This window comes from Neolewinella agarilytica (assembly GCF_900110645.1).
GTDB classification, from domain to species: domain Bacteria; phylum Bacteroidota; class Bacteroidia; order Chitinophagales; family Saprospiraceae; genus Neolewinella; species Neolewinella agarilytica.
The window spans coordinates 50,275-74,544 of sequence record NZ_FOFB01000006.1; the positions used below are offsets into that span (position 1 = coordinate 50,275).

Consider the following 24,270-nt stretch of genomic DNA (forward strand, 5'->3'; position numbering starts at 1 on the left):
CACGTATGAAATTTACCGGCCTCTTATTACTTGCTTTTTTCTCTTTTGCCGGTGCAAGAGCCCAGGAGCCCCCGAATATCCTCCTCATCATCGCTGATGACCTTGGTGTTGATCGTCTGAACGGATACCACGACGGAAATCTGATGGCCATTACACCAACTTTGGATAGCCTGAGAGCTGCTGGTGTAACGTTCACCAATGCTGCGGCTTCTCCCGTTTGCTCGCCTACGCGAGCGGCGATTATGACCGGAAAGTACGGGGTTAAAAACGGTGTGCTCGGGGTGCCGGGAAATCTGGTAGATACGGACGAGTCCGTTTTCGATGAATTAACCGCCCGAACGGGGAATGCCTATGCTGATGCACTCATTGGGAAGTGGCATTTGTCCAGGCGTGCCAGTAATAACGTACCACTAACTTTTGGGCCGGATACTTACGACGGATACCTGAGCGGGGCCCCGGCAGACTACTACAACTGGGCACGAATTCAGGATGGGATGTCCGTGCCATCAACGGAGTATGTTACTACTGCACTGTCTAATGCGGCAGGTGAATGGATCGCTGAACAGTCGAGCCCCTGGTTTCTCTGGCTGGCGCACGCCGCACCTCACAGCCCTTACCACGTGCCGCCTGCCGGCACCTATTCGGTGGGGAACCCTACGAATAACATCCGCCAATACGTGGCAATGGTGGAAGCCCTGGACTACGAAACCGGCCGCCTGCTGGCCGGGCTCACACCTGAAGTGCGGGAGAATACACTGGTCATCTTCGTCGGAGACAACGGTACGCCCGGAAACGTAATGCAGGATTATCCTACGGGCCACGGTAAAGGCTCCGTCTATCAAGGCGGCGTTCGGGTCCCTCTCATCGTTGCGGGTAAGGGAGTGGAGCGCGCCGGAGAGCGGGAAGATGCCCTGGTGCACGTTACTGACCTGCACGCCACCATCCTGGAGGCTGCCGGCGCGGAGCTGCCGGGCGGGCGGTTTAACAGCCTGAGCTTTTACCCTCTCTTAGGCGCCAACCATGAGGAAGCAGAAAGCAGGGCCTACAATTACGTCGAGGTCGAAAATACCAACGGTGGTTCTGGCTGGGCCATCCGCAATGCGCAGTATAAGCTCCTCCGTTTTGAGGATGGCCGGGAGGAAATGTATGACCTGCTGGTGGATTCCTTTGAGGTGAATAATCTGTTGGCCGGAACGCTAACTGCCGAACAGTTGGCCGCTGAGGCTGATCTGGAGGCGGAAGCTTCGGTCATCCGCACGGGCTGGTCTTGCCGGGATCTGATCCGGAACGGCGAAGAAACAGGTATTGACTGCGGGACGATGGACTGCGGCGCCTGCACGACCAGCGCCGGAGAGCCGGATGTTGCTGTAGACCTCTTGCTGTACCCCAACCCGACGACGGACTTTTTTGTGGTGGATGCTTTAGGGGAGCGCATCGAGTCCGTCCGGGTCTTTAACGCTGGCGGGCAGTTACTACGGCAAGAAGAAGGCCACGGTATGCGGCTGTTGGAAGTGTCCGTTACTGGCTTGAAGCGAGGGCCTTTACTGGCGGAAGTTCGTACGGTGGATGGTGGGAGCCGGGTGATGAAGGTGGTGAGACGGTGAGGGTGGAGGAAGAGTAATTGCTCGAAAAAGTGATGGTGGTAGCTTCGGTTTTGGGGAAGATAGTTGTGTAAATGCATTAGTATAAGAAAAGGTAAAAAACATCTTCTTATTAAGTGTTCAGTTAATTATTATTATTAATAAGGGGTTAAACGAATAGCAACCGCTTGCTAAATCATGGTCAGACGGTAGAGGGCTCTCCGGCTGCACCTTTGTATTAATCAAAATACAAGGTGATGATTTTAAAGACATTTTTTACTATTAGCGTTTACTTCTTTCTTGTAGTAGTTTCAGGAGTTTGTGCTCAGGAGTGTTTCCAACCGATACTAGCGAACGATGACGAAATATACTGCAGCCTTCCTTCCGAATACGAGGAGGTAAATCACACATGTCGCCGCCAGCTACAGGCTATCACAGACGAGTTAAGCAAGTTTGCCGGAACGGGCCTGGGGGACTTTATTGCAGTTCCAATCACTACCCGGGACGGAAGTACGCTTATCAATGCTATGACCTGTCCTCTTCGTCGGAAAATTTGGATCGGCCTTGAGGCCTGGTATCGCTTGGAGCAACGAGAATCTTCACTGGCGTATATGATTGGGCACGAAATTTCTCACGCTTATCATGTGGAACCGGAGACGCTTGTCAATGCCGCTCGTTATCCAGAAGAACTTCAACTATTGGCTAAAATGAACGATAGCCAGTTGCTGGAAATCGCTTGTGATCAGGGTTCGGCTAACTTACTACTAAAGGCAGGTTATCAGCCTTGGGAAATCATTGATGCTGCAAAGTTCATTGCTTTTCAGTCTGAACCAAGTGATTATCAATCTGTATCTCTTTCTCACCCTACGGATGAAGATCGTATTACCCTACTTAGCTACTATCTGTTGGGAAGATAAATCTCGGAGCCCAAATGTTCTGTACCCCCCCCCCCGACTTAACCATTGTTAAGTCGGGGTTTTATCTTTTGTGTATTTGACACCTAATCCTTTCTCATCTTTGGTGAAAATTAACTGCCATGGCACTTCTCTGGAAGAGAGAATTCCTGATTAACGTGATTTGGATAATGATACTACTCATTATGGGGCTAGCTTTCAATATCTGGAATATTAATCGGCAGATTAATGGTCTGACAACTACCGCGGGGCGAGGCGAATACTTCAAGGCTAACACGGAGACGGCAATGAAGAATACTCTTCAGGAGATCTTTCAAGAAAAGCGATTAACAGAGCTACGCAAGGTCGCTGCGGCATCAAGAATCGGTCTAGAAGGAAAGCTGTTTTTCGTGGATAGTTTGGATGGCACAATGCTCGCCAGCCCCGACCCCGCGCTCAATGATAGTACTAATTTGGGTGTTGGAGGAGAGCGACAGCAGCAGGCCTTTGAACGCATTAAAAAGGCAGTAGAAGCTAATCGCGGTGAAACGGTAGGTGCGAATTACATACTACGCGATTCTGAGCGGGACACAACGAACATGCGATTTGGTGTTTATCGTCTGGATGATGAACTTGGCTGGATTTATGGAGTAGTTGTCAAAGATGAGTACTTTGAATCGATTAAAAATAAGCTTTATGTTAGAATAAAAAATTCTTCATTAGTTGTAAGTGTCGTTTGTCTTTTGAGTTTGATGCTCTTGTATTTGCTATTTCGACAATACCTTGGCAAGCAACAAGATTTACAAGAATACAAAGTAGCGATGTCTTCCACTCTGGCAGGGGTAGCCTTGTTGGAGGAGGATAGTACGGTCAGAAGTACCAATAAGCGCTGGAAAGAGTTGTACGGAGATATGTATGATGGTAGGAAATTAGTAGATATAAGCAGCTACCCCTTTATAAAAGAAAAGTTTGATGAATGCAAGAGGGAGAATTTTGCCAGTTACAGGAATCAGGGCCTTAAAGATGGAGAATTAATCTCAAGCTCGGTTACCTTGACGAAGTATTCAATTGATGAAGAAACAAGAATCGTTCTGGTTTCAACGGATGTTACCCAGGTAGTTGAAACTTACCGTGCAGTAGCGCATGATTTTATTTCCTCTTTACTTGGTCCTCAGCTTGTAATTGATTCTGCTCTCATGGAAGCAGCTAAGGGTAATCTTAGGCCAGAGGAAACGGAGCGTAAGCTCTACGAAATACAAGATCACATTATTGCTAGTCAAAATTATGCCCTTGCCATTTACAGTTGGGGAAAACATGAAGCTGGTGATATTTTGGATAAAGTTGAGAAAGTGGCTCTAGGAAACATAATTACCAGGGTCGTCCAACTGTTAAATTCTACTTTTATCGCTCATGGAGTAGAAGTTTACCTCAATATTCACGAAGAGATCATCATACAGACAGGCTCTCGTAGTCTGGAAGCGGTATTACGAAACTTGCTGACGAATTCGGTACGCGCTTTCAATGAGACAACTAGGGATCGACGCATAACAATAACTCTTGAACGTTCAGGTCGCGAAGCTATAATTCGAGTGGAAGATACTGGAAAGGGAATGACTGCTGCTGTTCATGATACTATTTTCGAAGAAACGAATACACAGGTTGGATTCGGAGCCAAAATTATTCGTGCTTATATGGTAAGGGTAGGCGGCTCTGTATCGGTAGAAAAATCAATAATAGGCGAAGGAACCACCATCGCTATAACAATGCCAATTGCTTAAAAGAATGAAGAAAATTATTTTTGTTGATGACGATCATCACTACCTAAAAGCGCTGGAAGAAAACATTCAATTGCGGGCACCGGAGTTTACGGTAGTTCAAAAAATAACGAACCCCGCCGCCGGTGGAAACGTCGAGGGGGGAGAGTTGGTCCGCTATCTCGCTAATGAGTCTGGTCTGTTTGACGATGGACCAATCATAATAGTGCTAGACATTCGCTTTGGGGATGACTCGATGCGTAGGAGGCTCGGTGTAAAAATCGCGAGGTACTTACTATCTTCTAATTGGAGTAGTCAGGTGAAAATTATAGCGGTTACAGGGGAAAACGATCAACTTCTCTTTGATGATCTAGTGGAAATAGGAGTTGAGCATATTGTACAGAAAACGAATTTGGCTCACTTTTTGGCCCCTGCTCTGAAAAATATTAAGCTCGGTAAGCCTTTTCTTGGAGATATTACCGTTTTGCCTAATGAAACAGGGAATGATGTTTTGTTGCAAAATGAGATAGCCCGAGAAGTCGCTCGTGGTTATCGGAACAATGCTTTAGAAGCCCAAGGGTATGATGCCGTTGGTGTGCATAAGAACAATTTCCGCAAGGCAAATTTTGATTCTTTGCCAGTTAGTGGAATCGTGGGACATCGATTACCTGGTCCTACAGAATGGAACGATGTGTGGTATCTTCTTCATCACCTAAAAAGCCGAGACCGTGATATTATTGACTATGTTGAAAAAATATGCGGAATCCGGATTGAAGTTCCCGCTTAGATGAGTAATACGCGACTTTATTTATAATCATTTTCAACCGATCATATGACCGAAAAAGCTACTGCTAAGGATGATCAGTTGAGTTCGTTTTAGGGGGAGCTTCAATGAAAAATCCTGCGACCAAGCTGATGATTTTCAGGCGAAGCCGCAGGAAGCAATAAAGGTCTTTTAAGTAAGGCTCTAATTCGCATCAATCACCCGACTGGCCCCCGAGGTGCTAATGTCCAGCGCAGGATTGCCGCGGAAGCGGAAACTGGAGGCATCACTCACCCTGCCTTCCAGGCGGTCATTGACGGTTAGCCGGACACTGCTGGCATCATTTACGTCGGCGGTGCATGCCTCGGTAGTGAAGGAAAAGGCATCCAGATTGCTGGCATCATTAATGTCCAGGATCAGACTGGGGGCGGAGCCGCTCATGTCGAGCCTGGAAGCATCGTTGAGCTCGACCGTCAGCGTTTCGCTGGCCGTAAAGTTTATCAGATCGCCGTTGACGGCATCATTGAAGTTGATGCGCTCCAGCGTAGGTACCGTCACCTCAATGCTGAAGTCGACATTCCGGTAGCTGCCACTTTGCAGGCGGGCGGTAAACACTCCATTCGAAACGGAAGTAATGATTCGGGTGATGAGATTGTCATCTCCCCGAACGATGACGCGGTGCTCGCTGCCCTGGTTGATGGTGACGTCAAGCGCATCGCTAACGTCGATGGCGGAGAAGGAATCCCCCGAGCGGTCGTCGCTGATGATATTACCGGAACCTTCGAGTTGGTCCTTGTCGCAGCCGGTGGTGAGGAAGAGGCCAAGGGCGAGGAAGAGAAAAAGGAACTGTTTCATGCTGGTGTTTTGGTTGGTTTAAAAAACGTGCAATTGAAAAGAGAGACGGAAGCATTAGGAGAAAGGATGCATATAGACCTGATAAATGCCCCGATTGGGAAAGCTCAACTCCACGGCTTATGCTGACTTTCCCCTGCAACTGTACACTTGGCGAGCTCAGTAACCACGTGGGCACTGAGCTCGCCGAAATGCTTCGTGTCAGCTGTTTTTCAAGGCTGTTGGCTTTTGGTTTTATTCAATTTATTGCCCAGCGAAATCTTTCCGCCATATAACATTGCCTCTGAAAAGCCATACATTTCACCCGCGCTCCGGCGCCATTGCAGTAGCTCCATGAAACCCCATCATGAAGACTGCTTGACTTTCTGACTCTTTGACTCCCTGACTACCCATGTGGACCTGCCCCAAATGCCAACGCTCCTTCAGAATCACTAATCAGTCGCATATGTGTAACGACCTTACCGTGGAAGACCTCTTCGCCGGTAAGCCCGACGACCTCCAACTGGCTTTTGATGACGTGTTGTTGGCGGTGATGGACTGGCAACCCAATGACGTTGGCGCCGCCGCAAAAGCCGTCGTCTTTACGAATACACGCGCCTGGCTCATCGTCCGGCCTATGAGTAAATTGCTGGAGCTAAGTTTTTACACGGACAGTATTCTCAGCGGCCCGATGATTCATAAGTCCGGACCGAATATGAACAGTAAAACCAAATTCCGGCATTCTATCCGGATCAGCGGCCCCGGGCAAATAACTCCGGAGATCGTGGATATGCTCAAGCTGGGCTATGACTACGGGCTGCGATGAGTCAATAATGTATACAGGTTCATTTATTAACTTAATCTGTCTTTCCCTGGCGTAAATAAACATCTCCATAAGGTGCTTCACACTTCAGCAACGAGCCTCCGGTACCAAGACTACCAATCACCCGTTCGTAGAAGTTCTTTGCTTCACTCATACTTTTATCAATGCTGATGTCCAGGTCAGTCATCAACTCTCCGTAGCGGGTCAGCAGGTCAAGAGAAGCGCCGGCAGTAGCAGGGAGGGTTACGTCTACGGCGCCATAATTGCTGTAAAGATCGAGGTCCGGCACCTGATTTCCATCGGTATAAGCGATTTCAACTTTGCCGTATCTAGCCCGGGCGCTGACGAGGCCCGCCACGTTGGTGGCCACAATGCCGCCGTAGATCGTCTCTACTCTGACTTTGATGCCTTCGGGGACAACCACCTCCAATAAAGAGTTGACCATTACGTCGTTAAAAATCCCTGCGCCGCCTTCGCGGGCGCCGGTTAGCATTCCTCCTTTGTGGTCGGGGAACTCTTTATTCATAGCCGCTGCAGTAGGAAGTACTTCAATGATGGTCAGGACGCCATTTTCCCGCTTTAGCCGGAGCTTGCGCAGGTCTGCACGACCTTCATTGTCAACTTCCAAAACGTGGTTGAGGGATACTTTGTCAATACTGCCGGTACTTACCGAAACGGAACTAAAGGAGGCCTGGATGAGTACCTCCAGGGCACCTTCCAGAGCGATTTCCTGCTGGTCGCTTTGGGCGTGAGCAAAAAGCCCCGATAGAAGAAAAAGCGTGATCAAAATGGAACGAAGCATGATGGGGTAGGTTGTAGTGAATGGTGATAGTGTGGGGAGGTCTCTACAGCGATGCCGTTGGCGGGAGACGGTTTGTTACAGGTAAACCTGAAAAGTATTACGGTTCAATCCGGCCCTATTTCATTTTTCGCAGATAGATGTTCTTGTATTCCGAGTGTAGCGATATTCTTTCGCCTCCACCGTTGATGGTTCCTTTGAGCTGACCGTCAGAGAAAGGCTCCGGTCGGCGGCGTCCGTTTGATGTATTCGCTTTTATGGAAATGTCAAAATCAGTGTACAGACTACCGTACTTCGTGTCAAGGTCAACATTGGCCGTAATGCTGCCAGGAAGGGTCAGGTCAATGGATTGGTAATCGCTCTCGTAATCAATCGAAGCAATCTTTGCATCCGGGGCAAATACGATGGTAATGCTCCCGTAGCGGGATTTTGCCCTGGGCATATCTTTTACTCCCTTGACGTCAATGCTGCCGTAGAGGCTCTCGGCGGTTAGCGTCACATCGGCCGGAACCGTTACTTCCAGGTAAGAAACGACCTGAGTTCCACCGTGCTGTTCCCCTTTATAGGGGCCTGGGCGATGCCGAACGTTCAGGTTGCCGTAACCACGTTCTTTCTCCAGAGTTTGATTGTTAGGCTTGAGTTCCTCCAGGGAAAGCATACTGCCGGAACGGTCGATGTTTAACTCTCGCAAGTCCGGCCGGTCTTTGCCATCTACGGTTAAAAAGTGGTGAACCTTAATTTCGTCGTTACCCCCTATGTTGATGACGACGCCGCTCATGTCGGCCGAAAGGTGAAAGGCTTTTGTGCCGTTGAGTGGGATAGTCTGCACCCCGCCCTGAGCGAAGGCAAGAGAATGGCTGGCCGCCAGAAGGAGGCTGAGGAAGAAAGTCTTCATGGTTGATGTGAATTGTTGTGTGTGAAAAAGCCTGGATCCGGCGATTGCAGCGATTTACGCCCGCTATGTGCTTACTTCAATTTCCGCAAGTAGATATTCCTGTAAGTCGCCGTTAAAGAGACAAGTTTACCACCGCCATTAATCAGACCCGTCATACGTCCGTCCCCATGGCTATCGTTATTGGAATTGTCTGCCTGGTCCCCGTTGGCTTTAACCTCGATGTCAAAGTCCGTGTACATGCTACCGTAGCTGGTATTGAGCCGAAGATCTGCTTTGGTATTATTGGGCAGGGTCAGGTCAACGTTCTGGTAAGTAGAATGCAGGCGAATGTCCTGTGTCGGAGGTCCGTCAGAGAATGCCGCCTCGATGCTGCCGTAAATAGTGTTAATGGACAGCGGGCCGTAGGTGTTGGTCAGCTTTACTTTGTGGTAGTGCATGGTTACATCCAGTTCGCCGTCGAAGTTGGAAGCACTAAAATCACCGCCACGGTAGGTGGATTGAGTGACTTTGACGACAGATTTATTGGGTACATAAGCAATGATCTTGCCTTCACCTTTACCTACTTGCTCGATGAGTACCCGGTCGTCAAGCCCCTTAGCGGAGAGCCCGAGGCCCGTGTTGTCACTTCTGCCACTGGCGCTGATCTTACGCAGACCCTGCGCTCGTTCATCTGCATTGCGGTTGGCGTTTTCCTGAGTGAGTTTTAGCTCGTCACCATCATAGCCGACAATCATCAGTCGATCCAGTTCGCTGAATTCAATGATCTTATTGTCAACGGCTACTTTATGCTCCGGCTGAGCGGATAGCAGGAGAGAGAAAAGCAAAAGGGGAAGGATGGATAGATATTTCACATTGTATAATTTAAAGATGTTGACTAAATAAGTATTTCCGGCACCCGGCACCCGGCACCTGGCACCTGGCACCTGGCACCTGGCACCCGGCACCCGGCACCCGGATCAGATCAACTTAAAACTCGCCATCTGCGCCGCGTCCCGAACGGGGCGGGGCAAAGAGTCGGCATCGATCATGTCCTGGAGATAGGGCAGAACTCGTTTTTCATTGAAGCGGACGAGTGTTTCGATGAGCTCGAAGCGGACAACATCCGGTGGGCTTTCGTTCATGGCGGAGAGTAAGATTTCCCGCACGGCCGGTTCATTCGGGAAGCGGCGGAGCGCATCGAGAGCGGCCAGCCGTACGTTGGCACTTTCGTCAGTGCGGAGCATGTGGCCGAGGTCGGCAATCGTCTGCGGGTCCGCTGCGGGCAGGTCAAAAGAGACGGTTGTCGCCTGAATGCGGGCACTGGGGCGGCTGTCCTTCATCAGGTCGAGCATCAGGGTTCGGGTAGCGGCGAGCTGCCGGGCGGTAGCCCGGTCTTCGGCGCCGCCAACGTACCAGCCAGCGGCGAAGATGAGCAGAATCGCCGCGGCGGCAGCCAGCAAACGAAAGTAGCGCTTGCGCGGCGGGAGTGAGCGTACGGTGGTCATTTCTGTCGCCTGACCTTGCTGCTCCATGGCGGCAGCGAGCATCGTCTCGAAGCGGGCGTCCGCCGCAGCGGAGAGCGTGGGCTCTTCGGCTGATTTAATCTCCGCCATCAGCTCGCGCAGTTCTTCAAGTTCGGCGCGCAGCGCCGAATCATCAGCCACGGCTGCTTCAACACGGTGAGCCTCTTCTGCGGAGAGTTCTCCGCCCAGATAATCAACCAGATCCGTTTCGGTAATCGGTTTCATAATCGGTTAATTTTGGCGTAATTGATTTGTAGTTGTTTGGTGGCACGGTGCATGCGCACCTTGACGTTGGTTTCAGTAATGCCGAGCACTTCGGCAATCTCGGCGTACTTCAGGCCCCGTTTCCAGGCCAGGTCAACGACCTCGCGGTAGTTGGCTGGCAGAGCGGCCAGGGCTCGTTGTGACTGACCGCGGGTTTCGCGGTCTTCCCAGTCGGTTTCGGCGGAGGGCGTAGTGTGGGGCAATTGCCCCAGGTCCAGGCCATTCTTCAGGGGGAGCCGCCCGTCCAGCCGTTGCCGGTCGTGCAGCACGTTACGGGCGATGGTGTACAACCAGCCCTTGAAGGAGTTACCCTTATAAGAAGCCCGGTACTTGATTACCCGTTCGAAGGTCGTTTGCAGCAGGTCTTCTGCAGCAGCGGGTTTATTGGTCCGCTTCAGCAGGAAACCATAGAGTGGCTGCCGGTAGCGCCGGTAGAGCTCAGCGAGCACTTCCAGTTTACCGTTGGCCACGGCCGTCATGATGTCTTCGTCAGAACGCATTGAATGGGGGTTCGGTAGGGAATACCGGGCTTTGGGAGAATGGTTACAGCGGAGGGGGAGGTTTTTTCAAAAAATATTCCAGCCAGCCAGCGAACGGCTCAGCGGGAAGGTCAGGACCCTCAAAGGAACCCGGAACTCCGCTAGGCTTTGTGCCGGGCACCTTTGAGGACCTAACCTGAGCACTGGTCAAGGACCTCGAAGGTGTTGGCCGCGTAGCCGGAGGCGAAGTAGTCAACCCCTTTGAGGGTCCGGCGGGCATTGCTCCATTAACCTCCCCCTGCACCCGCGTCCGCGCCCAGCTCCCGCATCGCTTTGCGCACAATGATGACGAGCAGGATGGTGACCACAATGTCAATCGCCGTAGCGCCGTAGTATACTCCGGACAGGCCCAGGAAGCGCGGTAAGATCATCATCACCGGCACAAAAAAGAAGAGTTGCCGCGCCATGCCGATGTAGGTAGCGAATTTCGGACGGTCAATCGCTGGCAACCAGGTCAGGGCGTTAAATACCAGTGGAAAGATGGGCAGCATGAACATGTACAGGCGGAAAAACGTGATCTCCTGAGCGGAGAAATCAGCGTCCGGCAAAACCAGATGCAGGCTCTGTTCCGGAAAGAGATTCATGATGATCCAAAAGGGGAAAACGATGTAGAAGCCGGTGCGCACGAAAAGCCAGTAGGCATCCTTCGTTCGTCCATATTGCCGGGCGCCGTAGTTGACACCGGCGATGGGTTGCAGCGCGCGCATCAAACCAAAAAGCGGCGTCATGAGCAGCAGCATGATGCGGTTAGCGGCGGCGAAGAAAGCCAGGTCACTGTCCAGATCATTGCTGACGCCGACGATGGCATTGAATACTACGATGGCCTGCACCAGACCCATTACGGAGAGGATAAAACCGGGAAACCCCAGTTCCAGAATTCGCCGGAATACGCGCTTGTCGTATCGCAGCGAATTGATGTTGGCGGCGAAGGTTGCTTTGCCGCGATGGTAATACCGAAACTCCGCGATGCAATACACCAGCATGCCGGCATTGGAGGCCCAGGCCGCCCCGGTGATACCAAAACCGAGGTATCCGATCAGGATGGGCGTAAGGATCAGGTTCAGCACCAGCCCGTAGGCCATCATGCGGGCGGCAGTACCCATTTTGCCTTCGCCCCGGATAATGAAGTTGAGCGAAAGGCCATAGACCCAAAGCGGAGCGGCTAGCAAAACGACCCGAAGGTAATCTACGCCGTAGGTCAGAATCTCCCCGCTGCCGCCCATTAAGCCAATCAGTTCCGGCGCGAAAATATAGGCGGGGATGGCGTAGAGAAGACTGCAAGCGAGGGCAATCAGATTAGCATTAGCCATGATTTTTCCCTGGGTATCTTCATCGTCTTCACCGATGGCAATGCTAAGCAGGTTAGCCGCTCCGGTGCCCGACAGTGAGCTGAAGCCCATCGTTAAACCCGCCAGGGGATAAGCCAGTGAAATACCCGCCAGGGCCGTTTCATTCATGAGTTGGCCCACGAAGACGGTATCCATAAAGGCATTGAGCCCGTACAGGATCATGGCCGCAATGGCAGGGAGGGCGAGTTGCCACATCACCTTCGGTAATTCGCCGGTAAGGATTAAGTCTTTACGGGCGTTGGGCAGGGCCATGAGGAGAATGGATTTGAGCCGCGAAGATAGGTCGCTGTTTTTAGTCCCGCGCCCAGTAGTCCACTACGGTAACTTTATCCAGCGCAGGGAGCAGCACTTCCAGAAACTTATCCTGTGCCGGGTCGTCCAGGTAGGCGTCACGATCCGCTTCTGAAAGGAAAGTGAGCAGGAAGCTGTGGGTGAAGCCATGGTCGAGGCCTTCGTGGCTTACGTTCGCCCCCCATTCATAGCCGTGCACCAGGGGGATGGCCGCCGCCAATTCCCGGGAGGCCGTTTCTACGGAGTCAGCGCCACTCTCGGTTTTAAAGGAAAACAAGACGACGTGCCGAAGCAGGGAGTCAGGAGCGCTCATTGCCTCCGGTGTGGCTGCTGCTTTTTCCTGGGCGCGGTCGCAGGTGCAGAGTAAGGGTAAAAGGAGCAAAGGAATAAGGACGACCGGCATTTTCATGAAGCTAAGATAATGAGCGTGCAACCCTTCTGTCGGGGGGCTCGTCTTTTTTGTAGTTGTTTTATTAGTTCTTTTAAGACATTATCTTCCATTAAAGAAAAATCCATCACTATGCGCTCTTTATTCCTTCTCCTCCTGTTGGTTTCCTTCGTGTCTTTAACCGCCCAAAGCCGCATCTCCGGATCGGAAATCATCGCTATGCTCGATGCAGGGAAAGACGTCCGGTTGGAAAATGCTACCGTTACCGGCGACCTGGACTTTACGAAGCTCGCAGACCGCGAAGAAGAACAAAAAGAAGGCTGGAATAGTCGTGTCAACTACCGCTGCCACGTTCGCAATACGCTCTCTTTCGTCAATTGCACCTTCGAGGGTAAGGTGTTGGGCTATCTCAGCGAAGGCGATGGCTGGAACGGAAAAAACAATAAACCGCTCTACAACGTCGATTTTCACGATGCCGTTACCTTTCGTGACTGTAAGTTCACCGAAGACGCTCACTTCAAGTACTCCAGGTTTTATGACGAAGTAACCTTCGCTGATTCCCGCTTCAGTGAAGACGCCCTGTTTAAGTATACCGAGTTTGAAACACCGGTTGACTTTTCGAACACCAACTTCCGTGGCTCGGCAAACTTTAAGTACACCGACTTTGAAGAGGAAGTAACGTTTGCCAGCGCTGACTTTTCCGCTAACGCCGATTTTAAATACACCAAGTTCCCCGAAGGTGTAGATTTCAGTAAGGTTGTGTTCGGCGACGATGCCGACTTCAAGTACACTGACTTTAAGCGTGGTGTCACCTTTGCCGGCACTACCTTCGAAGACAGCGCCGACTTTAAGTATGCCAAATTTTCGGGTGATTCCGACTTCACCGGAACGGACTTCGGCCGGCACGCTGACTTTAAGTATACGAGAATCAACGGACAGAAGTGGAAGATGTAAGAACAAATCCGGACGTTTAGAGGATCGGTTTATCCCACCAAAGGACCTCAAAGCGTCCCGCAGTATTGCGGGACCTGCAAGCCTTCTGGCGGCGAGCTAGCGACCTGCAAGTCCTGGCCGAGCGTTCGCGATTACTCGGGCTTCTAACGCTAGCACCCCTACTTTTACCACACCAACCATTCCTCCACTATGAAAGCCTTCCTTCCATCCCTTCTTTTGCCCTTGTTGCTGCTTTTCGCCACAGCTGCCTCTGCCCAGCAAATCAAGACCGAAAAAGGTTACTCGCCACACATTGGTGTCGTTGTACAAATGCTTGATGACCTGAAGGGGCGTGTGACCCGCAGCGTCGTCAACCTCGATCAGGAAGGCACTGACTTTTTACTCGACGATAATGCCAATCGCATCGGGGCCATGATCCTCCACCTGGCGGCTACGGAGAAATACTATCAGCTTTACACCTTTGAAGGGCGCGGTTTTAACCGCGAGGAACAAGAGGAGTGGGGCGCGGCCATGGACCTCGGCAAGCGCGGCCGGGAAGCGCTGCAGGGTAAACCCATTTCCTACTACCTGGAGCGCTGGGACGAAGTCCGCGCAGAAACCCTCCGCCTACTGAAAACCCAGGACGATAAGTGGTTCGCCTCCAAAGTAAAAGGCAGCAGCATGAATAACCATTGGGCCTGGTACCACGTGATGGAGCATCAGGCCAATCATATGGGGCAGATCCGGCTGATTATCGGGCGTTTGCCATGAATCTATAAGCATGTCCCAATCCCCGCAATATCTCCACCACCTCCCGCTGCGTAGTGGCCATCTTGTCCCGCGCATACCAGGTGTGCAGGGCGACGTTGTAGGCGTCGTAGTCTTTTTCTTCTGCGGGTAAGGCTTTGTAGGCCATGGCCATTTCCTGGGCGGGTGCGGGCCGTGGGCCCCAATCTGCGACGACCTCCAGCGATTCGGCGTCGAGAAAAATAATCTTTGGAATACTGCGTGCGCCGTCCGTCAGGAACTGATCGATCAGTTCAGGGTGCTCGTCGCGGAGGACGAGCTTGAGCTCCAGCTTGTTGCTGGCTTCGGCCATGTGGTTGAAGAGGGGGACGGTTTGTGCGGCATCGCCGCACCAGCCTTCGGTGATGGCCAGCATGAGGTAGTTGCGGGTGAGCCCGACCAGAGCAGTTTCCATCTCTTCGCTGAAGCGTGCTTTACGGTCCAGGCGTTTCATCCGTGCCTGATTCTGGATGGCGGCGGAGAGGTAGGTTTCCGATTGGTTGGGGCCGGTGGTTTTGCCTTCGGCTAATAGCAGCGTGAGCATTTCACGGTAGGCAGGGTAGGGTAGAGCGGCAGCCAGGGCGGTGTGGAGGATGTCTTGCATGAGGAGAGAACACAGTGAGAGAGTGCAGAGTTTGAACCACGAATCCCGCTGATGAACGCGGATTTTGTCGCTGCGCGACGTTTTTTCTGGAGGAGCGGAGGAGAATAGGAGTTGTCTTTCGATATCCTACAAATCCTACCCTGTAATCCTAAGTATCCTACTCCCCCGGCCTCATTCTAAAATTCTCCTGTCCCATATTCTAATCGCCGCTTTTTTGCGTCATCGATGATTGATCGGCCCACCTCACGCTCAATACCTGATTTTCACCACCTCCAATTTTTCAGCCTTTCCGCCCATCCGGAAATCGGCGGTTTCTCCCGCCCAAAGTCCGCTAATCGCTTTAGCAATGGGAGCGGTGAAGGCAATCTTTTTTTCTTTGACGTTGGCTTCATCCACACCGACAATTTGAAAGGTCTGTTCTCTGCCGCTGCTTCCGAACCGGAGGGTGACGCGGGCACCGAAACGGACCTCCTCCTGCGGCTGCGCCGCAGGGTCCACCACCCGTGCGGAGCTGATGCGGGGGCGTAAGAGCGCCAGCTTACCGTCAATGACCGCAACGGCCCGACGATGCTCGCCTTCATGATCCGTGGGGAAGTCTGCTTTCTCGGCTTCCAGCGCGTTCAGCTCAGCGGTCAGGGCGGCGAGCCCCGTTGGGGTAACGTAATTGATAACCCCCGCAGGAAGCGGGGCGCGGGGCGGGATGATGGGAAGTTCCTCCTGATCAGACTCTTTGACGAAACCTCGGGACATAAGCTTTGCATTAGTGGTTCTTCTATAGACATATCATGGCTGCTTCTTGTTCGTCCGGCAACAGCCTCCCTGCCGTTTGCGGCAGTTAACCGTTGTAAGACGAATGAATTCGTCAGGCACACATTTTTTTGCGGAAACCATCGCGTTCCTTCCTTTTTCCTATCTTTCCCACTGTATTTACCTAATCCGCATTCATGCAAATCAAATCTTTGCTGCCATTGGTAGCTATTCTCCTGCTTTCTGCCTGTGGGGAAACTAACACTGCCTCCTCCGAGACGTCCACGGAACCTGCGGCCGCGCCCTCTGCTCCCGCTGCTGGTGAAATGGCCGCCGGCGAATGGACGAGCCTCTTCAACGGTAAAGACTTCACCGGCTGGCATACCTACGGCAAGGAAGGCGTTGGCGCTGCCTGGAAAATTGCTGACGGTGCGCTATACCTCGACGTAGCTAACAAAGACGGTTGGCAAACCGAAGGCGGCGGTGATATCGTTACCGACAAAGACTACGCCAACTACGAGCTCGAACTCGAGTGGAAGATCGGTAAAAACGGCAACAGCGGAATTATCTACAACATCACCGAAAATGGCTACGATTATCCTTGGCTCACCGGCCCGGAAATGCAGGTGCTCGATAACGACGGCCACCCCGACGGAAAAATCAAAACCCACCGCGCCGGTGACCTCTATGACTTCATCTCCGTCGCCGAAGAAAATGTCAAGCCCGTAGGCGAATGGAATCAGGTGAAACTCGTCGTTACTGACGGCAAAGCAGAACACTGGCTCAACGGCAAAAAACAGGTCGAATACGTCAATAAAGGCCCCGAATGGGCAGCCATGATCGCTGAGTCTAAATTCAAAGACTTCGACGCTTTCGGCCAAACCACCTCCGGCAAAATTTCTCTTCAGGACCACGGTGACGCCGTCTGGTACCGGAACATTCGTATTCGGCCGCTGAAATAGAAATGCGGTGTTGCGGTCATTATCTTTATAATCTACCGGTCACAACACCACCCTCTACTACTACACTACTACATTACTAATTCAAGATCATGTCCATACCCTCTTCTTCGACCAAAACTTTTGCCGACGTGCCGGCTAACCGCGACCGGCTCTTCCTCGCCAGTTGTTTTGCCCTCATCGTTACTTCCATGACCTTCGCCATCCGGGCGGGTATTCTGGGAGATCTGGCCGCTGATTTCGGCCTTACTGACGTCCAACTCGGTTGGGTAAACTCGATGGCTTTTTACGGCTTTCCGCTGGCTATGCTGTTGGGCGGCGCTATTTACAACGCCGTTGGTCCGAAGGTTTTACTTTGGCTGGCTTTCATCAGCCACGTACTTGGGCTGGTGCTTACGATGACCGCCGGCGGCTACTGGGGCCTGATGATCTCGACCTTCCTCATTGGCTTCGCCAATGGTTCCGTTGAGGCAGCCTGTAATCCGCTCATTGCGGATATGTACCCGGATAAGCAAACGGAGATGCTCAACAAATTTCACGTTTGGTTCCCCGGTGGTATCGTGATTGGTTCCCTGATTGCTTTCTTCCTGGGGGGCAGTGTTTCCTGGCAGGTACTCATCGCTACGATGCTGGTCCCAACGGCTATTTACGGAGTCCTGATCCTTGGTCAGTCTTTCCCTAAAGGAGACAATATTGTCAGTGACACCGGAGAAAATATTAAAGGCATTCTTACGCCACTATTTATCGTAATGGCTTTGATTATGACCATGACGGCAACAACGGAGTTCGGCGCTACGCAGTGGGTAGAGCGTATTCTGGGCAACGCCGGCGCCAATGCGATGATTTTGCTGGCCATGACGGCGGGCATTATGGCAACCGGACGCTTTTTTGCAGGTCCCCTCATCCAGAGTTTCAACCCCGCGGGTGTTTTGATTGGCTCCGCCGTGCTGGCTTGCCTTGGCTTGTTTATGCTCAGCATGGTGACCGGGCCACTGGTTTATGTTGGCACTGCCATTTTTGCGCTGGGTATTTGCTACTTCTGGCCAACGATGCTTGGCTTTACGGCGGAGAACCTGCCAAAGTCCGGGGCCTTCGGCCTTTCACTCATCGGTGGTGCTGGTATGTTAGGCGCCGCAATCTGGAATCCTATCATCGGAGGTTGGATCGATAGTGGCCGGGAAACGGCCCTTGCGGAGGGCCTGGTAGGCGACGCTGCGGAGCTGGCAACCGGACAGGCAGCGCTCGGGTCAATAGCAATTTTCCCTTTAATATTGATATTTGTATTTATTGGCTTATATTTGTACATGAAAAACAGGGCGAAGCCCGATCTTTCAACTTTAGACGCTGGCCTGCAATAAGCAAGCAGTGTTTAATCAGGGCTTCGGCCCGACAAAGGACTTAGTACACATAATGCTATTGGGCTCGTTCCTTCCGATTTGGAGGAACGGGCTTTTTTTATGTGCCTGCCGGAGTATGACTGGCGCGAGAAACAAACCATTTTTGCGCCGGAGCGCGGGTGCAGAGAAAGTTCAAGGGGCAATGCTGCCCGCTGCTTATGCAAGCGCCCGTCGCTTTCGCCATCGTTTCACCCCCGCATAACCGAATACGGCAATGAGAATGAGTAGCGTGCCCAGGTAAAAACTGGGCGAAAGTTCCTCTGCGTCGTTGAGCAAAAAGTAGGCCAGGAAAATACCGTATACCGGCTCCAGATTTACGGTAAGGTTGGCAGCAAAAGCGGAGAGCTTTTTCAGCGCCCGCAGGAAAAGGAAATTAGTAAACGTGGTGCAGATTACCGCCAGAATGAGGAGGTAAAACCAATCCATGGGCGCTGGCCAGAAGGTGCCGCCCAAAAAGGGTAGGAATGGAGTTAGAAATAAGGTGCCGGCGGATAGTTCGATAAAAGTTATGCGAAGTGGATCAGCTTTCTCTACGTAGCGTTTATTGAAGGAGGTGAAAATAGCCACCAGCAGCGCGGAAAGCAGGCCGACCATAATACCTGGCGTCATTGAAGGGTCTACGCCATCCACAATCAACCAGATGCCCGGCAAAATGAAGGCGCCCAGCAATAGCTCTGACCAAAGAAAAGGTCGTTTTACGATCAGCGGTTCCACAATACTGGAGAACAGGGATGTTGTCGCCATACAGATGAGCCCCACACTGGCATTCGCTAACTTGATCGCGCCGTAAAAAGTAACCCAGTGGAGCGCTACAATGACGCCCAGGCCGGCAAAGATGAGTATCTGCCGCCGGCCAAGGTCGGCCAGTAAGCGCCCCGCCTTCACGAACGCCAGCAAGCTCAGGCTGGTGAGCAATACCCGCCACCAGACGAGCGTCAGTGCGGAGAGCTGAATCAGGTCGCCCAGAATGGCCGTAAAGCCCCAAAGGAAAACGGCCAGGTGAAGCTCCAGATAAGCGCGGGATTCGGAGTACGTATCGTTGGAAATGGGGAAGATTTTAGTGGTGAGGCAAAGATAGCTTCCTTGGGGAGCTTGTGTGATTACTCTGTCACAAGGCGGCTCCCTAAAACATTATGGCAAAATTCGCGTATACTAAGGCATAACCAAAACAGAATTCTATTATGGCGCTCAAAGCCGGTGACAAAGCCCCCCTCTTTACCCTGCACGCTTCCGATACCAAAGAAGTCAGCCTGAGCGATTACGCCGGGCGTAATGTAGTCGTTCTCTTCTTCCCCCTCGCCTTTACCGGTGTGTGTACCGAAGAACTTTGTACGATGCGGGATGCTTTGGCAGAATTCAATAACATGAACACCGATGTTGTAGCCATCAGCGTAGACTCTCCTTTCACCCTGGCGAAATTCAAAGAGCTGGAAGGCCTGAACTTCCCTCTGCTCAGTGATTTTAATACTGAAGTCAGCCGTCAGTACGGCTCGCTCTATGACACCTTCGTCTTTGGTATGGAGGGCGTAAGTAAGCGGTCTGCTTTCGTTGTAGACGGTGAGGGAGTAATCCGTTATGCGGAGGTGCTGGAATCTGCCGGCGATTTACCTAACTTTACAGCAGTAAAGGAAACTTTGAGTTCACTCTGATCGTTTCCTAAAAGTAAATTATTGCGGATCAATATGTTATACGCACACGACGGACAAGAAGACGTACTATTAGAAGAAGATATTGACGTTGGCAGTGGTGAGCCAGCAGACCTCATCGTGTATAACGATGATCATAATACCTTCGATTGGGTAATGAAAAGTTTCGAGGAAATTTTGGGCCACTCCTCTGCCCAAAGTGAGCAGTTGGCTCTCCTGATCCATTTTAAAGGAAAGGCAACGGTTAAATCAGCCGCCTTGGCTGAACTCAGGCCCAAGCGGGAAGCTTTGGTCGATCGCGGCTTATCCGCAGTTATTGAGGGAAGGTAGTCGGGCTGATTAAGCTGAACACAAGTAGATCGGGCTCAAATTACGATATTGAGGCGGAGCTTTTACACACCGCTCTTTCTATGCGCCCGTAACCCTTTAACATCTTTTCGGACGACCCCTACTTCAATTTTCCCCGATGCCACTTTTTCGTCTGGACTCACGATTCCCTGAACTTTTCCCTGATCCTGCTAAAGTCAATGGCCGCGGCCCTGCTTGCTTTGGCGGAGACCTGTCTCCAGAACGCTTATTCGCTGCTTACAGATTAGGCTTTTTTCCCTGGTTCAGCGAGGGAGACCCCATTTTATGGTGGCATCCTGACCCACGCTTTGTGCTTTTCCCGAAGAACCTGAAGGTGAGCAAAAGCATGCGTCCTTATTTTAATCAGCAGAAGTATACGGTCCGCTTTGATACCCGCTTCGAAGAGGTGATGCGGGAGTGCCAGAAAAAAATAAGGCCCGGCCAGTGGGGGAGTTGGATCACGGAAGATCTGATTGAAGGCTACGTAAGCTTACACGAAAAAGGCATCGCTCATTGCGTGGAAGTATACGAAGGGGACGAGCTGGTGGGCGGCCTTTATGGGCTGGCACTGGGGAAGGTGTTTTTCGGAGAGAGTATGTTTCATCATCGCCCGAATGCCAGTAAATTTGGTTTCATCTCTCTGGTCCGCCGCCTGGAGGAAAGAGGCTACCGAATGATTGACTGCCAGCAAAAGACGAATCATCTGCAGAGCCTGGGGGGAGAGTCCATCAGTCGCGAATTTTTTATGGACGAGATTGCCCCGATTGACAGTGAAGATACAGAACGGGGTAAGTGGTGTTGAGCACAGCAGCATGCCCGCTATACATCGATGATGCTAAGGTTAATGACCTTTCACCGTCGATCAGAGGATAATCCGTATAACGCGGAGAATCATTAGTTCAACTTCTCCACTTAGGAGTCACGGTGGTGCGCAAACTTTGTCTGATCTGGTCTGAGCTGCCTGGCTACATCTTTTTCCGCATCTTCTTCCCAAACAGCTCGGATGATTTTCCTTTGGGCTTGCCACTCTTTTTCAACTTCGGTTTGACGGTGGTTTCGATGGCTGCACAGCCCGATTTTCGGGCGCAACTTTGCATACTTACCGTGCAGGTGAAGGCGAGAAGGAAGGCTAAAAGGTAAACACGAGACTGTTTCATACGTTGTAGTTGCTGTAAAAAGAGGTAAGAGAACGCGAAAATCGGCCTTTTACACACTATTTCTGCACTAATAACCATTTTTCACGGGGTAAATGTTGCAAGGGAAGTCCTCCCGACCAATCTTTGCGCCCTAATAATTCATATCCAAAATCCTGAACCAATGAATAAAGGAGAACTCGTGGCGTCAATCGCCGAAAAGTCTGGTCTAACTCAGAGCCAGGCAGAAGCTGCCCTTGCCGCTACCCTCGAAACTATTGGCGACGCTCTTAAGAGCGGCGACAGTGTAAGCCTGGTAGGCTTCGGTACCTTCTCTGCCAATGAGCGTCCAGCTCGTGATGGTCGTAACCCACGTACTGGTGAGACGATCAAGATCGCTGCCAAAACTGTTGCTAAGTTTAAGCCAGGCAAGAAGCTCAGCGAAAGCCTTAACTAAACAGACCTTTCAGAAGGTAGATCTTCTACCCGTTGAATAAACTATAGAAAGCGATCCATCCTCAGGGGTGGGTCGCTTTCTTGTTTGTAGAGCGCACCTCAACGAAATTGACGACTCAGCTGTTTTAAGCACATGTTACGAAATCTGTTTCGCGGCCTTTCTCTGCTCTTTGTCCTGTTGCTGGCATCCTGCGTCCGCGCCCAGACGGTTCCCCCTCGCCTGGAAACAGGCTATCCGGAACTGGACAAAAAGTTATCTCAACTCATCTCTGCCGATGAGCATGCGATCAGTGCCACCGAGGCCCGCAAGCTTTCAACGGCCATTTTTCTGGATGCCCGGGAAAAAGAAGAGTATACGGTGAGCCATCTTCCATCCGCTATTCATCTGGGGTACAACTCTCCGGACTATGATCAACTCGAAGAGATAGATAAATCCCGCCCCGTAGTTGTTTACTGCACCGTAGGGTACCGAAGTGAGCGGGCGGCGAAAAAACTGCGTCAACTTGGCTTTAGCCAGGTTTATAACCTTTACGGCAGTATTTATGCCTGGAAGCTTGCCGGATTGCCTCTGAACGACGCAGCAGGGAAGCCCACCGAAAAAGTGCATACCTACAGCCGGAAGTGGGGAAGTTTTGTGCCGGATTCCATCGGAGAAAAAGTCTGGTAATGTCCCTCTTTCCCGCTATCGTTTTATAAAGCGTTTTACGGCTACTCCATGATCAGTCTGTACGTTGAGAAAGTAAGTGCCGGCCATCAGGTGGCCTAGTGGCAGCGCCCCGGAAGAAACGCTCTTTGCCTGGCTATTGAAAACTTCTCGACCCACGATATCGAATACCGTCATGGCTCTGATCGTCACGCCCTCTGGTACGGCTACACTCACGATGTCATCTGCCGGATTAGGAGAAATGGTCGCGTAAACAGCCGTGCTGCGCAGATCATCGGTACGTACGAGACGGTTGACTTCATCCAAAGCTGCCTTAGCATCCAGTTTGCCGTGCCCCCAGGTATTATTCGGGGTGTTACCGGTGAAGTTGTCAGAGCGGGCCGTTTGCTGCAGAATGTCCAATACTTCAGCGGGGGATAGTGTAGGGTCGAGTTCGAGCATGAGGGCGATGACCCCGGTTGTAAGCGGTGCCGCTGCACTTACGGCGTTCTGAATGCCATACATACCATTGGTGCCGGCAATGGTGTTACTCACCGCTCGGCTATAAAATGATCCGGGACTGTAGGGGCCGAAGAGGACCTCGCCGGGGGCGCCAAAGTCGATGCCTAAGCGACCGTCATGTGTCGGTCCCTTACTACTGCCCACCCAAATATCTCCGGGAGCTCCCTGCCCGGTAATAGAAAAAGCGCCAACCGGGCTTGTCCAGCTGGGGTCCAGCACATAATCTGTAGGGGAAATTACGCCAGGGCTGGCACTGTAATCGTTGATGCTCCCTTCATTGGTCCCGAAATCCAGAAAGCGGTTGTTCAGGTTATAACGAGAGGGGTTCATGGTTGCGATAAAGCCTCCATCGTTGACAGTAATGCCGATCAGGCGTAGCGTGTAGACTCCGGTACCGCTGGCGATACGGGTAAAGACTTCCCGTCGGTTGCCCGTGGAGCCCCAGAAGTCTGCGTTAGAGCCATTGTGCCAGATAGTAGCATTCTCGCCAGTATCCGAGGTGCGGTTATTGTTATTGGGTACTCCCGGTGTAAGTGTTGTGCCACCTGGGGTGATCAGACGGGCCTCGAAGCGGTCACCGGCATCATACCAGAGACCTACGTCCATATTACCATCGGTTAACTTCTCAAAACGGATGTCAACAATGGCACCGTTCCCGGTCTGGGCAATATTGCCGCGCGCGACGTTGTCAGCTCCGCCGTCGTCTCCTACCCCGCAAACGAAGGCGTGGTTGGCCGCAAAGTCTGCAATGGCCCGACCAACCGTTCCGGTCCCGTCCGTTGGCCCGCCGATGCTGCCGATATTCATGAGGGTAACAGAGGGTAAGCCTAACTCCGCAATTTTGTCTGCGGCAAACTGAAGAGCGATAGCTATGTAATCGGGGTTGAAGAAACCCGCTTCGCCCGGGCTTCCGCCCGCAGCGGGGAAGCCGTCCTGTACGAGCTTAATACTGATGATGGTGGCCTCCGGAGCGACGCCGGTAAATTGATCGCTCCCGTCGGATCCGCCGCCATTACCCGCAATGATGCCCGTGGTGGCGGTGCCGTGGCCGTGGTTGTCGTTGCTCAACGGCGGCCCATCGGTCATCAGATCATTGTTGATGGCGGCGCGGTCAAGGATTTGCCCGACGCCGTAGGGATTGCCGTCGTTGCCATTAATCATATCGAATACGTAGGCCAGTCGGGTGGTTCCGTCAGCATTCAAATAGGCAGGGTGGTGGTAATCAATACCCCGGTCAATCATTACGACCAGTACGCCTTCGCCACTTACGTTATGGGCTGCATAGGCCTCGTCGAGCTTGACTTCCTGAGCGGCGCGGGTGCCCTGGGCGCTGACGCAGGTGCAAAGGGGGATTAATAAAAGCAAAGGGAGGAGGAATGACTTGTTCATGGGCAGGTTCTTTGTCCGTAAATGAGGGTAAGCCAT

The 24,270-nt window shown here is 51.9% G+C and carries 27 protein-coding genes; 14 read left to right on the forward strand and 13 right to left on the reverse strand.

Annotated features, from left to right (window positions below; translation table 11 throughout):
* Positions 1-5 precede the first annotated feature (5 nt).
* The 4 genes from BM123_RS06920 to BM123_RS06935 all read left to right on the forward strand — a co-directional run bounded on the left by BM123_RS06920 (position 6) and on the right by BM123_RS06935 (position 5,014).
* On the forward strand, positions 6-1,604 hold the full coding sequence (locus tag BM123_RS06920; RefSeq protein WP_090166670.1) for a sulfatase-like hydrolase/transferase: 1,599 nt from the start codon (positions 6-8) through the stop codon (positions 1,602-1,604).
* A gap of 233 nt (positions 1,605-1,837) precedes the next feature.
* On the forward strand, positions 1,838-2,497 hold the full coding sequence (locus BM123_RS06925; RefSeq protein WP_090166672.1) for a M48 family metalloprotease: 660 nt from the start codon (positions 1,838-1,840) through the stop codon (positions 2,495-2,497).
* Between the two features lie 119 nt (positions 2,498-2,616).
* Positions 2,617-4,251 carry a sensor histidine kinase gene (locus tag BM123_RS06930; protein ID WP_090166674.1) on the forward strand — a complete coding sequence of 545 codons (1,635 nt, stop codon included), beginning with the start codon at positions 2,617-2,619 and terminating at the stop codon, positions 4,249-4,251.
* A 4-nt stretch (positions 4,252-4,255) separates the two neighbouring features.
* The gene (locus BM123_RS06935) at positions 4,256-5,014 is read left to right on the forward strand and encodes a response regulator (protein ID WP_090166677.1); all 759 of its coding nucleotides are present in this window, start codon (positions 4,256-4,258) and stop codon (positions 5,012-5,014) included.
* Between the two features lie 180 nt (positions 5,015-5,194).
* On the opposite strand, the gene BM123_RS06940 is transcribed toward BM123_RS06935, so the two are convergent.
* Complete coding sequence (locus BM123_RS06940) at positions 5,195-5,845, reverse strand: GIN domain-containing protein (RefSeq protein ID WP_090166679.1); 651 nt, start codon at positions 5,843-5,845, stop codon at positions 5,195-5,197.
* A gap of 442 nt (positions 5,846-6,287) precedes the next feature.
* Here BM123_RS06940 and BM123_RS06945 point away from each other — a divergent pair, with 442 nt between their 5' ends.
* Positions 6,288-6,647: a DUF5655 domain-containing protein gene (locus BM123_RS06945; protein ID WP_090166681.1), complete on the forward strand. Its 360-nt coding sequence runs from the start codon at positions 6,288-6,290 to the stop codon at positions 6,645-6,647.
* Between the two features lie 31 nt (positions 6,648-6,678).
* Here BM123_RS06945 and BM123_RS06950 read toward each other — a convergent pair whose 3' ends face one another.
* The 7 genes from BM123_RS06950 to BM123_RS06980 all read right to left on the reverse strand — a co-directional run bounded on the left by BM123_RS06950 (position 6,679) and on the right by BM123_RS06980 (position 12,692).
* Positions 6,679-7,446 (reverse strand): DUF4097 family beta strand repeat-containing protein, encoded by a 768-nt coding sequence (locus BM123_RS06950; protein WP_090166682.1) that lies wholly within the window; start codon positions 7,444-7,446, stop codon positions 6,679-6,681.
* Positions 7,447-7,561: 115 nt separating this feature from the next.
* Complete coding sequence (locus tag BM123_RS06955) at positions 7,562-8,338, reverse strand: DUF4097 family beta strand repeat-containing protein (RefSeq protein ID WP_090166684.1); 777 nt, start codon at positions 8,336-8,338, stop codon at positions 7,562-7,564.
* A gap of 71 nt (positions 8,339-8,409) precedes the next feature.
* The gene (locus BM123_RS06960) at positions 8,410-9,189 is read right to left on the reverse strand and encodes a DUF4097 family beta strand repeat-containing protein (RefSeq protein WP_090166686.1); all 780 of its coding nucleotides are present in this window, start codon (positions 9,187-9,189) and stop codon (positions 8,410-8,412) included.
* 105 nt (positions 9,190-9,294) lie between these two features.
* Complete coding sequence (locus BM123_RS06965) at positions 9,295-10,065, reverse strand: HEAT repeat domain-containing protein (protein ID WP_090166688.1); 771 nt, start codon at positions 10,063-10,065, stop codon at positions 9,295-9,297.
* Positions 10,062-10,604, reverse strand: a complete 543-nt coding sequence (locus BM123_RS06970) for an RNA polymerase sigma factor (RefSeq protein ID WP_090166690.1) — start codon at positions 10,602-10,604, stop codon at positions 10,062-10,064. Before BM123_RS06970 ends, BM123_RS06965 begins: the two co-directional genes overlap by 4 nt.
* Positions 10,605-10,870: 266 nt before the next feature.
* Complete coding sequence (locus BM123_RS06975) at positions 10,871-12,244, reverse strand: MATE family efflux transporter (protein WP_090166692.1); 1,374 nt, start codon at positions 12,242-12,244, stop codon at positions 10,871-10,873.
* A gap of 40 nt (positions 12,245-12,284) precedes the next feature.
* Positions 12,285-12,692 carry a Dabb family protein gene (locus BM123_RS06980; protein ID WP_090166694.1) on the reverse strand — a complete coding sequence of 136 codons (408 nt, stop codon included), beginning with the start codon at positions 12,690-12,692 and terminating at the stop codon, positions 12,285-12,287.
* A 111-nt stretch (positions 12,693-12,803) separates the two neighbouring features.
* Between BM123_RS06980 and BM123_RS06985 the strand changes: the two genes are divergently transcribed.
* Together BM123_RS06985 and BM123_RS06990 are read left to right on the forward strand one after the other, a co-directional pair.
* Entirely contained in the window at positions 12,804-13,625 is an 822-nt protein-coding gene (locus tag BM123_RS06985; protein ID WP_175489273.1) for a pentapeptide repeat-containing protein, read from the forward strand.
* A 189-nt stretch (positions 13,626-13,814) separates the two neighbouring features.
* Positions 13,815-14,375: a DinB family protein gene (locus BM123_RS06990; RefSeq protein ID WP_090166699.1), complete on the forward strand. Its 561-nt coding sequence runs from the start codon at positions 13,815-13,817 to the stop codon at positions 14,373-14,375.
* On the opposite strand, the gene BM123_RS06995 is transcribed toward BM123_RS06990, so the two are convergent.
* Positions 14,356-14,994 (reverse strand): thioredoxin family protein, encoded by a 639-nt coding sequence (locus BM123_RS06995; protein ID WP_090166701.1) that lies wholly within the window; start codon positions 14,992-14,994, stop codon positions 14,356-14,358. The genes BM123_RS06990 and BM123_RS06995 overlap by 20 nt on opposite strands.
* Before the next feature lie 249 nt (positions 14,995-15,243).
* Complete coding sequence (locus BM123_RS07000) at positions 15,244-15,744, reverse strand: GreA/GreB family elongation factor (protein WP_090166704.1); 501 nt, start codon at positions 15,742-15,744, stop codon at positions 15,244-15,246.
* 194 nt (positions 15,745-15,938) lie between these two features.
* On the opposite strand from BM123_RS07000, the gene BM123_RS07005 reads away from it, so the two are divergent.
* Positions 15,939-16,703: a 3-keto-disaccharide hydrolase gene (locus BM123_RS07005; protein ID WP_090166706.1), complete on the forward strand. Its 765-nt coding sequence runs from the start codon at positions 15,939-15,941 to the stop codon at positions 16,701-16,703.
* Positions 16,704-16,792: 89 nt separating this feature from the next.
* A complete protein-coding gene (locus BM123_RS07010; RefSeq protein WP_090166708.1) occupies positions 16,793-18,058 on the forward strand; it encodes an MFS transporter in 1,266 nt (421 codons plus the stop codon).
* Positions 18,059-18,253: 195 nt separating this feature from the next.
* On the opposite strand, the gene BM123_RS07015 is transcribed toward BM123_RS07010, so the two are convergent.
* The gene (locus BM123_RS07015; RefSeq protein ID WP_319922093.1) at positions 18,254-19,153 is read right to left on the reverse strand and encodes a DMT family transporter; all 900 of its coding nucleotides are present in this window, start codon (positions 19,151-19,153) and stop codon (positions 18,254-18,256) included.
* 125 nt (positions 19,154-19,278) lie between these two features.
* Here BM123_RS07015 and BM123_RS07020 point away from each other — a divergent pair, with 125 nt between their 5' ends.
* From BM123_RS07020 to aat, 3 genes are all read left to right on the forward strand, one after another.
* On the forward strand, positions 19,279-19,746 hold the full coding sequence (locus BM123_RS07020; protein ID WP_090166711.1) for a redoxin domain-containing protein: 468 nt from the start codon (positions 19,279-19,281) through the stop codon (positions 19,744-19,746).
* 33 nt (positions 19,747-19,779) lie between these two features.
* Positions 19,780-20,073, forward strand: a complete 294-nt coding sequence (locus BM123_RS07025) for an ATP-dependent Clp protease adaptor ClpS (RefSeq protein ID WP_090166713.1) — start codon at positions 19,780-19,782, stop codon at positions 20,071-20,073.
* A 136-nt stretch (positions 20,074-20,209) separates the two neighbouring features.
* On the forward strand, positions 20,210-20,893 hold the full coding sequence (aat, locus tag BM123_RS07030; RefSeq protein ID WP_090166715.1) for a leucyl/phenylalanyl-tRNA--protein transferase: 684 nt from the start codon (positions 20,210-20,212) through the stop codon (positions 20,891-20,893).
* 163 nt (positions 20,894-21,056) lie between these two features.
* On the opposite strand, the gene BM123_RS07035 is transcribed toward aat, so the two are convergent.
* Positions 21,057-21,248 (reverse strand): hypothetical protein, encoded by a 192-nt coding sequence (locus tag BM123_RS07035; RefSeq protein ID WP_139211795.1) that lies wholly within the window; start codon positions 21,246-21,248, stop codon positions 21,057-21,059.
* A 142-nt stretch (positions 21,249-21,390) separates the two neighbouring features.
* On the opposite strand from BM123_RS07035, the gene BM123_RS07040 reads away from it, so the two are divergent.
* On the forward strand, positions 21,391-21,681 hold the full coding sequence (locus BM123_RS07040; protein ID WP_262490448.1) for an HU family DNA-binding protein: 291 nt from the start codon (positions 21,391-21,393) through the stop codon (positions 21,679-21,681).
* A 132-nt stretch (positions 21,682-21,813) separates the two neighbouring features.
* Entirely contained in the window at positions 21,814-22,347 is a 534-nt protein-coding gene (locus BM123_RS07045; protein WP_090166721.1) for a rhodanese-like domain-containing protein, read from the forward strand.
* Between the two features lie 15 nt (positions 22,348-22,362).
* On the opposite strand, the gene BM123_RS07050 is transcribed toward BM123_RS07045, so the two are convergent.
* Positions 22,363-24,234, reverse strand: coding sequence for a S8 family peptidase (locus BM123_RS07050; protein ID WP_175489274.1), 1,872 nt, complete (start codon positions 24,232-24,234; stop codon positions 22,363-22,365).
* Between the last annotated feature and the right edge of the window lie 36 nt (positions 24,235-24,270).